Genomic DNA, 13,859 nt, shown 5'->3' on the forward strand with positions numbered 1-13,859 from the left:
GGGCGGTCCCGCAGGTGCGCGGCGCTTCTCCCGGTCCGTTTCCCAGGACATCGCGTCGGTCTGACGATTACACTGGCCGGGTGCCTCAACTACGCCTCGCCCTGAATCAGATCGACTCGACCGTCGGAGACATCGCCGGGAACGCCGAGGCGATCGTGCACTGGACCCGGCACGCCGCCGGGCAGGGCGCGCATCTCGTCGCGTTCCCCGAGATGGCGCTGACCGGTTATCCCGTCGAGGACCTCGCGCTGCGCTCCTCCTTCGTCGAGGCGTCCCGGGCCGCCCTGCGCGGCCTGGCCCGGCGCCTCGCCGACGAGGGCTTCGGGGAGCTGCCGGTCGTCGTCGGCTACCTCGACCGATCCGAGCGGGCCGAGCCGAGGCTCGGCCGGCCGGCCGGGTCGCCGGAGAACGCCGCCGCCGTCCTGTACGGCGGCGAGGTGGTGCTGCGCTTCGCCAAGCACCACCTGCCGAACTACGGCGTCTTCGACGAGTACCGCTACTTCGTGCAGGGCGACACCCTGCCGGTGGTCCGCGTCCACGGGATCGACGTGGCCCTGGCGATCTGCGAGGACCTCTGGCAGGACGGCGGCCGGGTGCCGGCGGCCCGCAGCGCCGGGGCGGGGCTGCTCCTGTCGGTCAACGCCTCGCCGTACGAGCGGGACAAGGACGACACCCGGCTCGAACTGGTCGCCAAGCGGGCCCAGGAGGCCGGGTGCGTCACCGCGTACCTGGCGATGACGGGTGGTCAGGACGAGCTGGTCTTCGACGGCGACTCGATCGTCGTGGACGCGGCCGGTGAGGTGATCGCTCGCGCCCCGCAGTTCGTGGAGGGCAGCGTGATCCTCGACCTGGAGCTGCCGGCGGCCGAGCCCGGGGCGCCCGAGGGCGTGGTGGACGACGGGCTGCGGATCGACCGGGTGGTGCTCTCCGAGGAGCCGCTGCCCGCGTACGAGCCGGAGCTGACGGGCGGTTACGCGCACCGGCTCGACGACGACGAGGAGGTGTACTCGGCGCTGGTGATCGGGCTGCGGGCGTACGTCGCGAAGAACGGTTTCCGTTCGGTCCTGATCGGTCTGTCCGGCGGCATCGACTCGGCGCTGGTCGCGTCGATCGCCTGCGACGCGCTCGGGGCGGACCAGGTGTACGGGGTGTCGATGCCCTCGAAGTACTCCTCCGACCACTCGCGCGGCGACGCGGAGGAGCTGGCGCGCCGGACCGGGCTGCACTTCCGCACCGTGCCGATCGAGCCGATGTTCGACGCGTACATGGGCGCGCTCGGGCTCACCGGTCTCGCCGAGGAGAACCTCCAGTCGCGGCTGCGCGGCACCATGCTGATGGCGCTCTCCAACCAGGAGGGCCACCTCGTCCTCGCGCCCGGCAACAAGTCGGAGCTGGCCGTGGGGTACTCGACGCTGTACGGCGACTCCGTCGGCGCGTTCGGGCCCATCAAGGACGTCTACAAGTCGACCGTCTTCCGGCTCGCGCGCTGGCGGAACCGGGCGGCCGAGGACCGCGGCCGGACCCCGCCGATCCCGGAGAGCTCGATCACCAAGCCGCCCAGCGCCGAACTGCGCCCCGGCCAGGTCGACACGGACTCGCTGCCGGACTACGACGTCCTGGACGCGATCCTCGCGCTGTACGTGGACCGGGACCAGGGCAAGGACGCCATCGTGGCGGCCGGCTTCGACGAGGAGCTGGTGGCGCAGACGCTGCGGATGGTGGACACGGCGGAGTACAAGCGGCGCCAGTACCCGCCGGGCACCAAGATCTCGGCGAAGGGCTTCGGGAAGGACCGGCGGCTGCCGATCACGAACCGCTGGCGGGAGTCGACGTCCGGCTGACCGCCGGTCCTTCCGCCGTGAGGGGGCTTCCCGCGACGACGCGGGAGGTCCGCTCGTCCGTACCCCGGTCGAACAGGCCGGCCACCGCCGCGATCACCAGGCCGACGACGGTGAGGCCCGCGCCGACGAGGGCCGGGGAGGTCCAGCCCCAGCCGGCGGCGACGGCGGCTCCGCCGGCCCAGGCGCCGCCCGCGTTCGCGAGGTTGAAGGCGGAGTGGTTGGAGGCGGAGGCGAGCGTCGGGGCGTCCTTCGCCTTGTTCATGACCAGCATCTGGAGCGGGGTGGTCGTCATGAAGCCGACCGCGCCGAGCACGACGACCGTGACCAGGGCCAGCCAGGGCACGTGGACGGTGAAGCGGAAGGCGACCAGGGCGAGGACGAGGGCCGCGAGCGAGCCGTACAGCGTGGGGCGGAGCGCGCGGTCGGTCAGCGGGCCGGCGGCGAGCGCCCCGCCGGTCATGCCGATGCCGAAGAGGGCGAGGACGATGGTGACGGTGGAGTCGCCGAAGCCCATCACCTCGGTCGTCATCGAGGCCAGGTACGAGTAGACGGCGAAGACGCCCGCGAAGCCGAAGACGGCCGTGAGCAGGCCGAGCAGCACCTGCGGCCTGCCGAGGGCGCGCAGCTGACGGCCGAGGCCCTGTCGCCCGTCCACGGGCACGTACGGCACGAGGCGGGCGAGCGCGGCGATGGCGAGCAGGCCGATCGCGGAGACCACGAGGAAGGTGGCGCGCCAGCCGAGGTGCTGCCCGAGCAGGGTCGCGGCCGGGACGCCGAGGATGTTGGCGACGGTGAGACCGAGGAACATCGTGGCGACCGCCCGCGCCTGCCGGTCCTCGCGGACGAGCCGGGCGGCGACGACCGCGCCGAGCCCGAAGAACGCGCCGTGCGGGAGCCCGGCGAGTACCCGGCCCGCGAGGAGCCAGCCGAAGCCGGGGGCGAGCGCGGAGGCGAGGTTGCCGACCGTGAAGAGGGCCATCAGCAGGAGCAGCATCCTCTTGCGGGGAACGCGGGAGCCGAGGGCCGTGAGCAGCGGGGCGCCGACGACGACCCCGATCGCGTACGCCGAGACGAGGTACCCGGCGGTGGGGACGGAGGTGCCGAGGTCGTCGGCTACCTGCGGGAGCAGGCCCATCATCACGAATTCGGTGGTGCCGATGCCGAAGGCGGAGACGGCGAGCGCGAGCAGCGCCAGGGGCATGGGAGAGCCTTTCCGGAAGTTAGTTCTTCGACGGAACAAAGTCTCCCAGGTGTCTTCTTCCCGCTGGCGTCGGGAGCGTGAAGCCCGGGTTTCAGAGCTTCACGCGCGCGGCGACCGGCAGGTGGTCGCTCCTCGTCTCCGGCAGCGCCCAGGAGGACATCGGCTCCACGCCCTTGACCATGATCTGGTCGATGCGGGCCATCGGGAACGAGGCGGGCCAGCTGAAGCCGAAGCCGTCGCCCGCCGCGCCCTGGGTGGAGCGCAGCTGCGAGGTGACGGCGTTGAGCGCGCGGTCGTTCATGGTGCCGTTGAGGTCGCCGAGGAGGACGATCCGCTCGTGCCGGTCGTCGGCGATGGCCTCGCCGAGCGCGTCGGCGCTGGTGTCGCGCTGGTTGGCGGTGAAGCCGGCGTTCAGCTTGACCCGTACGGAGGGCAGGTGGGCGACGTACACCGCCACCTCGCCCTTCGGGGTGACGACGGAGGCGCGCATGGCGCGGGTCCAGCCCATGTGGATGTCGACGGGCTGGGCGGCGCGCAGCGGCAGCTTGCTCCAGAGTCCGACCGTGCCCTGGACGGAGTGGTACGGGTACGTCTCGGCGAGGCCCTTCTCGTAGACCGGGACCATGTCGCCCTTCAGCTCCTCCAGGGCGAGCACGTCGGCGCCGGAGGCGGCGAGCCCGCGGGCGGTGCCTTCGGGGTCGGGGTTGTCGGCGTTCACGTTGTGGGTGGCGACGGTCAGGTCGCCGCCCGCGGCCGACTTGTCGGCGACGAGACCGCCGAAGAGGTTGAGCCACACCACGGCCGGCAGCAGCAGGGCGATCAGCGCGGTCGCCGAGCGGCGCACGAGGGCAAGGACGAGGAGGAGCGGCACGAAGAGGCCGATCCAGGGCAGGAAGGTCTCGGTGAGACTGCCCAGGTTGCCGATCCGGTTGGGGATGTCGGAGTGGAACACCATGAACAGCGTCAGCGCCACGGCGGTCACCGCGAGGAGGATGCCCCGGCGCCAGATCCCGCGGTCGCGGCCGAGCTTGTCGAGCGCGGTCCGGAACCGGGACCGGGGACGTCCGCTCCCCGTGCCGCCGTGCTCGGTCTCCGTCATGTCCACCCGCGCCATCACTGTCCTCACTGCCTTGCTGCCGTGCCGTACCGCTCCGTGACCCGGCATCGACACTAGGCGATGACGGATCCGTCGTTCTCCCCCAGGGACGAGCCGGGCGCGTGGCGGGTTCCTGCAGGTGGCGCGGGCGGGGAGGCTGTGACAGAACGCGCACATTCGTTCCGGTCGGGAGGAGTTCCCTCAAGTTCCCTCAGGGCCGGGGGCGCAGGCCCTCCATGACGGCGTCGACGACCCGCTCGGCGAGACCGGGGTCCAGGCTGGCGCCGGGCCGGATGACGGTACGGAGGAGCAGGGGGCCGGTGAAGAGGTCGTTGACGAACTCGACGTCGAGGTCGTCGCGGATCTCGCCCAGCTCCATGCCGCGCCGCACCGTTGCGAGGCCGAGGCGGCGGCGGGGTTCGATGACGGTGTTCTGGTAGGCCTCCCACAGCTTGGGATAGGCCTGCATCTGCGAGAACACGTTGTGGAGCAGGGCGGAGGAACGCTTGGCGAGGCCACGCCGGCGCAGCATCTCCAGGAGCATGACGAGGTCGTCGCGGACCGAGGTGCCGCTGAGCACCGGGTCGGCCGGTTCGACGGAGCGGAGGAGTTCGACGAAGAGTTCCTCCTTGCCGGGCCAGCGGCGGTAGATGGTGGCCTTGCCGACGCCGGCGGTGCGGGCGATCCGCTCGATGGACAGCTCGGTGAGCGGGACGCCCTCCTCCAGGAGCCCGACGACCGCGTCGAAGATCGCCTGCTCGACGGCCTCGGACCGCGGCCGCCCCCGCCGCACCGCCTCCGGCGGGGGGGCGGGGGCGGTGCGGGGCTCGAACGGCCGCGGGTTGCTCGCCTGGGGGCCGGTGGCGGCGGGCCTGGTGGCCTGGGGGCGTGTGGCCTCGGGCATGGGGGCCTGGGACCCGGACGCCTGATGCCCGGCGGCCTCGGGCCCGGCCGGCTCTGCCGCGGGTGCCTCGCCCCGGGCTGCCGGAGTCGGCCCCTCGTCATGGGGTTCGGGGTTCCCGCTGTCCTGCAGGGACACGTGCCCTCCGTCTCTCGTCCGGGTCATGCCTGTCGTCCCCCGATTCTCCCGCGCGCCGCGACCCCCTGGCCGCGCCGGGGAGCCTGGGCCCGGCAAAGGGCGCCGTCCCGTGTGCCCAGCCGTCCCGTCCTGCGGGACGACTGCCCACACGGGCTCGGGGTGCCGGCCACCGGCAGGCGGGCGTGGCCGGGCTAGTCGGCCCGAGTCGAGGCCCGGGCCGCGTCCGTACCGGCGCCGACGCCCGCACCGGCCGAGGCCGCATCCGCACCGGCGCCCCGCTCCGTACCGCCGCCCCCCGTCGGGGCCCGGCCCGGGAGGAACGTCGCCACGACCGCCGCCCCCGCCAGGGCTATCGCGGCCGAGGCGAGGGCCGTGACGTGCATGGCGTCCAGGAAGGCCGTGTACGCCGGGGCGATCAGGTCCTTGCCCGCCGGGCCCAGCTTCTCCGCGATCGCCAGCGTCGCCTCGACGGATTCGCCCGCCGTGTCGCGCAGGGCCGCCGGGACGGCGCCCAGGTGTCCCTCGATCTCGCCCCGGTACGTGGAGGAGAGCACCGAGCCGAGGACGGCCACGCCCAGCGCGCCGCCGACCTGCCGGAAGGTGTTGTTGATCGCGGAGCCGGAGCCCGCCTTCTCGCGGGGCAGCGCCTGCATGATCGCGACCGTGACCGGCGGCATGATGTGCGCCATGCCCGCGCCCTGGAGGAAGAAGACGACCTCCAGGACCCAGACCGGGGTGTCGGCCTCGAAGAAGGCGAAGGCGGCCAGGCCGAGGGCGACGAGCAGCATGCCGCCGGTGCAGACGGCCCGTGCGCCGAAGCGGTCGACGACGAGCCGGGCCCGCGGCGCGAAGACCATCTGCGCGACGGCCAGCGGCAGGATGAGCAGCCCGGACTCCAGCGCGCTGTAGCCGCGCACGCTCTGCAGGTAGAACGCGGAGAAGAAGGTGACGCCCATGAGGGCGAAGAAGACGAGGGCGATCGCGGCGACGGCCGCCGAGAACGCGGGCTTCCTGAAGTAGGACATGTCGATCGCGGGGTGGTCGCTGCGCCGCTCGTGGAGGACGAAGACGACGAGGACCGCGAGGCCGCCGAGGACGGGGCCGAGGACGGTCACGTCGGTGAAGCTCGCCAGCTCACCGCCGCGGATGATCCCGTACACGAGGAGGACGAGTCCGACGACGGAGAGCAGGACGCCGGGTATGTCGATGCGGCCGGGCCTGGGGTCCCGGGAGTCGGGCACCAGCCAGAGCATCAGGGCGAGGGCGAGGAGGACCACGGGCACGTTGACGAGGAAGATCGATCCCCACCAGAAGTGTTCGAGGAGGATGCCGCCGGTGATGGGGCCGATGGCGATGGCGAGGCCGACGCTGCCGGCCCAGATGCCGATGGCCTTGGGCTGCTCGTCGCGCTCGAAGACGTTCATGAGGACGGCGAGCGTCGCGGGCATGACGAACGCGGCGCCGAGGCCCATGACGGCGCGGTAGGCGATGAGCTCGCCCGGGGAGCCGGAGAAGGCTGCGAGGGCGGAGCCGATGCCGAAGACGGTGATGCCGAAGAGCAGCACCTTCTTGCGGCCGAGGCGGTCGCCGAGCAGGCCGGAGGTGAAGAGGAGTCCGGCGAAGACGAGCGTGTAGGAGTTGATGGACCACTCCAGCTCGCTCTGGGTGGCGCCGATCCCGGTGGGCGCGGGGGCCGCGATCGTCTTGACCGCGACGTTCAGGATCGAGTTGTCGAGGACGACGATCAGCAGGCTGAGCATGAGGACGCCGAGGACGGCCCAGCGACGCCGGTGGACGGCCTCGGGGACGCGGGGCCCGGCGGGCGCGGCGGGTGCGGTGGACGACTGTGACATGACGACCAGCCTAGAGCCATTTCGATACGAGACCGTCTCGTATCGAAAAACATGGCAGAGCCTTTACGTAGCGGCGTTGTGAACAGCGCCACTGCGGCCCACTTCCCCGCCCGCCCGGCGAAGTGCCACCATGGACGTGGTCCGGGGACGCCACAGGGCGCCTCGAGATGACAAGAGGAGCCGTTCACCATGACGCTTCAGGCTGCCCCGAAATCGCCCGCCGACAGCAGCAAGGCGCTGTACGGAGGGAAGGGCACGCGCCGCATCACCGTCCACGACATCGCCGCCGCCAAGGTCCGCGGCGAGAAGTGGCCCATGCTCACCGCCTACGACGCGATGACCGCCTCCGTCTTCGACGAGGCCGGCATCCCGGTGATCCTCGTCGGCGACTCGATGGGCAACTGTCACCTCGGCTACGACACCACCGTGCCCGTCACGATGGACGAGATGACCTTCCTGTCCGCCGCCGTCGTCCGGGGCACCAAGCGCGCCCTCGTCGTCGGCGACCTGCCGTTCGGTTCGTACCAGGAAGGGCCCGTCCAGGCCCTGCGCAACGCCACCCGGCTCGTCAAGGACGCGGGCGTCGGCGCGATCAAGCTGGAGGGCGGCGAGCGCTCGCTGCCCCAGACCGAGCTGCTGGTCCAGGCCGGCATCCCGGTCATGTCCCACCTGGGCCTCACCCCGCAGTCCGTGAACACCATGGGCTACCGGGTGCAGGGCCGCAGCGACGAGGCCGCGCACCGGCTGCTCAGCGACGCCAAGGCGGCGCAGGACGCGGGCGCCTTCGCCGTCGTCCTGGAACTCGTACCGGCCGAACTGGCCGCCGAGGTCACCCGCTCCCTGCACATCCCGACCATCGGCATCGGGGCCGGCCCGGGCACCGACGCGCAGGTCCTCGTCTGGACCGACATGGCCGGCCTCACCGGCGGCAAGGTGCCGCGCTTCACCAAGCAGTACGCCAACCTCCGCGAGACGCTCGGCGACGCCGCCCGCGCCTTCGCCGAGGACGTCGGCGGCGGGGCGTTCCCCGCCGAGGAGCACACCTTCCACTAGGCCCGTAGAGCCATTGCGCCACCTCCGACAGCCCGCCGACAGCCCCCGTCGGCGGGCTGTCGGTCGTCTGTCGGGGGATTGTCGGTGACGCCCTGTTCCATGGTGGACATGACGCGATCACACACCAACGCCGTCGAGGTCCGGGGCCTCGTGAAGCACTTCGGCGCCACCAAGGCCCTCGACGGGGTCGACCTGGACGTCCGGGAGGGCACGGTCCTCGGGGTCCTCGGGCCCAACGGCGCCGGCAAGACCACCCTCGTCCGCTGCCTGTCCACCCTCCTCGTCCCGGACGCCGGGACCGCCACCGTCGCCGGCTACGACGTGGTGAGGCACCCCCGCCAGCTGCGCCGCACCATCGGCCTCACCGGCCAGTACGCCTCGGTCGACGAGAAGCTGTCCGGCTGGGAGAACCTGTACATGATCGGGCGACTGCTCGACCTCTCCCGCGCCGACGCCCGCCGCCGCGCCGACGAGATGCTGGAGCGCTTCTCCCTCACCGACGCCGCCAAGCGCCCGGCCATGAACTACTCGGGCGGCATGCGGCGCCGCCTCGACCTCGCCGCCTCCATGATCGGACAGCCGGCCGTCCTCTACCTGGACGAGCCGACCACCGGCCTCGACCCCCGCACCCGCAACGAGGTGTGGGACGAGGTGCAGCGCATGGTCTCCGAGGGCGCGACCGTCCTGCTGACCACCCAGTATATGGAGGAGGCGGAGCAGCTCGCCAGCGAGCTGACCGTCATCGACCGGGGCCGGGTCATCGCCAAGGGCGGGGTCGACGAGCTCAAGGCCAAGGTCGGCGGCCGGACCCTGAAGGTCCGCCCCGCGGACCCGGGCCAGCTGCCCGAGATGGCCGCCGCGCTGCGCGAGACCGGCCTCGACGGGGTCGCCGGCTCGACCGTCGTGCCCGACGAGGGCGTGCTGTACGTGCCGATCCTCGCCGACGAGCAGCTGACCGCCGTCGTGGGCCTGCTCGGCGCGCGCGGCTTCGGCATCGCCCACATCGGCACCCATCTGCCCAGCCTGGACGAGGTGTTCCTCGCGATCACCGGTCAGAAGACCGCCGACTCCGAGCTTTCCGACGCGATCACCGAGGAGGTCGCCGCGTGAGCACGACCACTGTCACCAAGTCCCCCGCCGACGCCCGGACTCCGGGTCCGGCCGCGGCGCGCACCGCCCCCGTCGCGGAGGGCCGGATCGGCCTGCGGGCCAACCTCCGCCACATCGGCGCCCTGGCCCGGCGCAACGCCCTCCAGATCAAGCAGGACCCGGAGTCGATGTTCGACGCCGTCCTGATGCCGATCATCTTCATCCTGCTCTTCGTGTACGTGTTCGGCGGCGCCATCGCCGGCAAGGGCAACAACGACGCGTACGTGAACTACGTGACGCCCGGCCTGATGGCGATGATGGGCATGAACATCGCCATGGCCGTCGGAGTCGGCATCAACGACGACTTCAAGAAGGGGGTCATGGACCGGTTCCGGACGATGCCGATCGCCCGGTCCTCGGTCCTCATCGCGAAGATCGTCGTCGAGGTCGGCCGGATGCTCATCGCCACCTCGATCCTGCTCGGCATGGGCTTCCTGCTCGGCATGGAGATCCACACCTCGGTCCTCCACCTCTTCGCGGCCATCGGCCTGTCGATGGCCTTCGGAGCCTCCCTCATGTGGATCTTCATCCTGCTCGGCCTCACCATGAAGACGGCCCAGGCCGTCCAGGGCGTGGCGATGCTGGTCCTGATGCCGCTGCAGTTCGGTTCGTCGATCTTCGCGCCGCCGACCTCGATGCCCGGCTGGCTGAAGTCCTTCACCGACTACAACCCGCTGTCCAACCTCGCCGACGCCGCCCGCAACCTGATCAACGGCGGCCCGGTCGCCCACTCGGTGTGGATGGTCCTCGGCTGGGCGGCGCTGATCACCCTCGTGACGGCACCGCTCGCGGTCGCCAAGTTCCGCAAGAAGACCTGAGTCCCGATCGGGGGATCATGACTCGGCGCGCTCACTGATCGCGTCGGCGGCGCGACCGAGCAGGGCGGCGGCCTCTTCCAAGGAGAGGCCGTCGCCCTCCGCGTACGCCGCCTCGAACTCCCCGTCCCCGAGCGCCGACCGGCACAGCTCCGTCGCCCGCTCGCGGTTCTCCCGCTCCAGGGGCGGCGACAGATGCCCGGGCGGTACGAGCCCCTCGTACGCCCCGAGCAGCACGGCGGCGGTACGGGCCGCGGGGCCGCCGAGCCCGGCCAGCCCCCAGGCGGCCGTGATCAGGTGGATCGACGGCATCACCGGCGCGACCATCATCGACAGGGCGCCGAGCGAGCGGTCGAACGCGCGCCGGGACAGCGCGACCGCCGACGCGTACCGTCCCTCCAGATCGTCCACCCAGCCGAGGGCGCCGAGCGCGAAGCCCTCGAAGATGGAGAAGGTCTGGAAGCGGAGGTCGTCGACGCCGAGGTCGTCGATGAGCCGTGCGAGGTGCTCGCGGGCCTCCGTGGTGCGGCCCGTCCGGGCGAGCAGCATCCCCAGGAAGATCCGCCCGGCCAGCATCGGCTCATGGCCGCGGCCGTGCTCCCCTTCCACGATCTCCCGCAGGATCCGTTCTGCCTCCTCGCCGCGGCCCGTCTCGACCAGCATGTCGGCGTAGCGGGCCCGCAGCAGCGCCATCTGGGACTGGGCGCCGATCTCCCGCGCGTACGCGATGGCGTCGGCGAAGTCCTGGGCGGCGCCCTCGAACTCGAGGCGCCGCTCACGGGCCTCGGCGCGCGAGGACAGCGCCTCGGCCGCGCCCCAGGAGTCACCGAGGCGGACGAAGATCTCCAGGCTCTCCTCGGCGTCGGCGCTCGCCCGCTCCGCCAGGTCGGCCCGGTTGGCCAGGATGTTGGCGCGCATCTGCAGGGCGTGGGCGAGCTCCCACTCGTAGCCGTAGCGCCGGCAGGCGTCCACCTGCGCCTCCAGGGCTTCGCCCATGCGGACCGGTTCTCCGATGAGGAGGACGGCGAAGACGGCGAAGGAGCCGGGCAGCCGGCAGGTCTGCGGGAGCCCCGGCGGGTACACCTCGTGGATCCGCCGCAGCCGCGCCAAGCCCTCGGGGGCCGTCCAGCGGCCCGTCTCGTGGTCCATGTTGAGCAGCTCGATCAGCCGCACCCCGCGCCGGGCCTCCCAGCGCTGCTCCTCGGAGAGCGGCGGGGGCGCGGCGGTGCACGGCTCGTGCAGCGGTACGACGGGGGCGGCGGGCGTCCCGAACGGGTCGGGGCCGAGCGCGGCGGCGGCCTGCGACCAGTGGAGGGCGTCGGCGCGCAGGTCGCGCATCTGCCAGTACCAGAGCATGGAGTGGACGAGGACCAGGGCCTCGTCCTCGTCGCCGGCGTCGACGGCGCGGCGCAGGGCGGTGCGGATGTTGCCGTACTCGGTGCCGAGGCGGGCGATGGCCCCGGCCTGTCCGGAGCCCCGCAGCTCGGGGTCGGTACGGCGGGCGAGTTCGCGGTAGTACGTGAGGTGCCGGCGCTCGGTGGCGGCCCGCTCCCCCGCCTCGTCGAGTCGCTCCCCGGCGTACTCGGCGACGGTCTCCAGGAGCCGGAACCGCATGCCGTTCTCGCCGGGGGCGGCGACGACGAGGGACTTGTCGACGAGGGCGCCGAGCAGGTCGAGGACCGCGGCCGTCTCCTCCCCGCCGTCCTTCGCGCCGTCGTGTGAGTCGTCGTTCGCGTCATCCTTCGCGCCGTCCTTCGCGTCGTCCTTCGCGCCGGCGCAGACGGCCTCCGCCGCCTCCAGGTCGCAGCCGCCCGTGAAGACCGCGAGACGGCGCAGGACCGCTCGCTCGCCCCGGTCCAGCAGGTCCCACGACCAGTCGACGACCGCGCGCAGGGTCTGCTGACGGGGCAGCACCGTCCGCGCGCCCGAGGTCAGCAGCCGGAAGCGGTCGTCGAGCCGGTCCGCGATCTGACGCAGAGTCAACATCCGCAGCCGGGCCGCGGCCAGTTCGATGGCCAGCGGCAGACCGTCGAGGCGCCGTACGACCTCGCCCGCGGCGGCCGGGTCGTCCTCGACGCGGAACCCCGGGCGGACGGCCGCGCCCCGCTCCCCCAGCAGCCGCAGCGCCATCCCGGTCGGCAGCGGGCCGAGGGGCCGGATCGCCTCGCCGGGGACGCCGAGCGGCTCCCGGCTCGTCGCGAGCACCCGCAGTTCGGGGCAGCGCGCGAGAAGGGTCTCGGCCAGTTCGGCGGCCGCGCCGACGAGATGCTCGCAGTTGTCGAGGAGGAGCAGCATCCGGCGCCCGGCGCAGTGCTCGACGAGCCGGGCGAGGGGGTCGCCCCCGCCGCGCAGCTCCTCGGCTCCGGCGCCGCGCAGCACGGTCTCGCGGGCGCCGACGGCCGCGAGGACGGCCTCGGGGACGGCCTCCGGGTCCCGTACGGGCGCGAGTTCCGTCACCCAGACGCCGTCCGGCCAGTCCTCGGTCGCCCGCTCGGCCGCCTCCTGCGACAACCGGGTCTTCCCGGCCCCGCCGGGCCCCAGCAGCGTCACGAGCCGCGCACGGCGCAGGTCGTCCCGGACCAGGGCGATCTCCTCGTCGCGGCCGACGAAACTGGTGAGCCGCGCGCGCAGGTTGCCCCGGGCGGGGGCGGGGGTACGCGCGCGCGTGGGCTCGGGCTCCGGAGCCAGGAGTTCGGCGTGGAGCGCGCGCAGGGCGGGCGAGGGGTCGGTGCCGAGGCGGGTGGCGAGGGCGCGGCGGACCGTCTCGTACGCGGCGAGGGCCTCGGCCGTCCGGCCGGTGTCCCGCAGGGCGCGGATCCGGAGGGCCTGGAGGGGTTCGTCGAGGGGGTGGGCGGCGCAGAGCGCGGTGAGTTCGGGGAGGGCGGCGGCGGCCCCGCCGAGCGCGAGGGCGGCGTCGAGCCTCGCCCGGCGGGCGTCGAGCCGGCGGGCCTCCCAGCGGGCGGCCTCCGCGTCCCGGTCCGGCAAGTCGGCGAGGGCGGGCCCGCGCCAGAGCGCGAGGGCCTCGTCGAGGAGGGCGGCGGCGCGTGCGGGGTCGCCCGCGCCGAGCGCGGCCGCGCCCTCGACGGCGAGCCGCTCGAAGCGGCGGGTGTCCACGTCCTCGGGCCGGGCGTCGAGCCGGTAGCCACCGTCGGCGGAGACCACCCGGTCCCGGCCGAGGGCCCGGCGGAGCCGCCCGACGAGCGCCTGGAGCGCGGCGGGCGCGTCGGCGGGCGGCTCGTCGCCGTGCCACACCTCGTCCACGAGATCGGCTACGGGCACGGTCCGGCCGGCCCGCAGGGCGAGGACGGTGAGCAGGGCACGGACCCGGGGGCCGCCGACGGGGACGTCGGTGCCGGCGGGGGTGCGGGCGAGGGTGGGACCGAGGACGGAGTAGCGCACGCCCCCATTCTCCGCGACCCCCTGCCGCCGCCCGGCGGCGCCCGCCTGCGCGCGTCCCCCGCGGGGTGGCACCCCGCCGGGTGGGCGCCCTCCGCCGGGGCGGCGCCTCCGCGTTCCGCGCCTGGACCCGCACCACGCGCGCGCCGTACCTGCCGGTGCGGGTCAGGGCGCGGGAGCCCAGGCCCGGCAAGGGGCGCCGTCCGTTGTGCCCACCCGTTCCGCCCCAGCGGAACGACTGCCCACAACGGGGGTGGGCGGGGGCCACCGCCCCCGGCGGGAAGACCGCTCACCACGGGGGCCACGGGGGCACCGCCCCGGCGGAACGACTGCCCACAACGGGGGTGGGCGGGGGCCACCGCCCCCGGCGGGAAGACCGCTCACCACGGGGGCCACGGGGGCACCGCCCCGGCGGA

General features: G+C 73.4%; 9 protein-coding genes. 4 read left to right on the top strand and 5 right to left on the bottom strand.

The window, feature by feature from the left end:
• The first annotated feature begins 80 nt into the window (after positions 1-80).
• The gene (locus tag ACZ51I_RS02230; protein ID WP_468870932.1) at positions 81-1,841 is read left to right on the top strand and encodes an NAD+ synthase; all 1,761 of its coding nucleotides are present in this window, start codon (positions 81-83) and stop codon (positions 1,839-1,841) included.
• On the opposite strand, the gene ACZ51I_RS02235 is transcribed toward ACZ51I_RS02230, so the two are convergent.
• The 4 genes from ACZ51I_RS02235 to ACZ51I_RS02250 all read right to left on the bottom strand — a co-directional run bounded on the left by ACZ51I_RS02235 (position 1,807) and on the right by ACZ51I_RS02250 (position 7,030).
• A complete protein-coding gene (locus ACZ51I_RS02235; protein ID WP_468870933.1) occupies positions 1,807-3,042 on the bottom strand; it encodes an MFS transporter in 1,236 nt (411 codons plus the stop codon). The two genes, ACZ51I_RS02230 and ACZ51I_RS02235, sit on opposite strands and share 35 nt — an antisense overlap.
• Before the next feature lie 91 nt (positions 3,043-3,133).
• Positions 3,134-4,141 carry an endonuclease/exonuclease/phosphatase family protein gene (locus ACZ51I_RS02240; protein ID WP_468870934.1) on the bottom strand — a complete coding sequence of 336 codons (1,008 nt, stop codon included), beginning with the start codon at positions 4,139-4,141 and terminating at the stop codon, positions 3,134-3,136.
• A gap of 208 nt (positions 4,142-4,349) precedes the next feature.
• On the bottom strand, positions 4,350-5,042 hold the full coding sequence (locus ACZ51I_RS02245; RefSeq protein WP_468870935.1) for a TetR/AcrR family transcriptional regulator: 693 nt from the start codon (positions 5,040-5,042) through the stop codon (positions 4,350-4,352).
• Between the two features lie 326 nt (positions 5,043-5,368).
• Entirely contained in the window at positions 5,369-7,030 is a 1,662-nt protein-coding gene (locus ACZ51I_RS02250; RefSeq protein WP_468870936.1) for an MFS transporter, read from the bottom strand.
• A 189-nt stretch (positions 7,031-7,219) separates the two neighbouring features.
• On the opposite strand from ACZ51I_RS02250, the gene panB reads away from it, so the two are divergent.
• From panB to ACZ51I_RS02265, 3 genes are all read left to right on the top strand, one after another.
• A complete protein-coding gene (panB, locus tag ACZ51I_RS02255; RefSeq protein WP_468870937.1) occupies positions 7,220-8,083 on the top strand; it encodes a 3-methyl-2-oxobutanoate hydroxymethyltransferase in 864 nt (287 codons plus the stop codon).
• A gap of 99 nt (positions 8,084-8,182) precedes the next feature.
• Positions 8,183-9,193 (top strand): ATP-binding cassette domain-containing protein, encoded by a 1,011-nt coding sequence (locus ACZ51I_RS02260; protein ID WP_468870938.1) that lies wholly within the window; start codon positions 8,183-8,185, stop codon positions 9,191-9,193.
• On the top strand, positions 9,190-10,050 hold the full coding sequence (locus ACZ51I_RS02265) for an ABC transporter permease (RefSeq protein WP_468870939.1): 861 nt from the start codon (positions 9,190-9,192) through the stop codon (positions 10,048-10,050). The genes ACZ51I_RS02260 and ACZ51I_RS02265 overlap by 4 nt, the downstream gene beginning before the upstream one ends.
• Before the next feature lie 15 nt (positions 10,051-10,065).
• Here ACZ51I_RS02265 and ACZ51I_RS02270 read toward each other — a convergent pair whose 3' ends face one another.
• Positions 10,066-13,446 carry an AfsR/SARP family transcriptional regulator gene (locus ACZ51I_RS02270; RefSeq protein WP_468870941.1) on the bottom strand — a complete coding sequence of 1,127 codons (3,381 nt, stop codon included), beginning with the start codon at positions 13,444-13,446 and terminating at the stop codon, positions 10,066-10,068.
• Between the last annotated feature and the right edge of the window lie 413 nt (positions 13,447-13,859).

Source organism: Streptomyces sp. NPDC034084 (assembly GCF_055575535.1).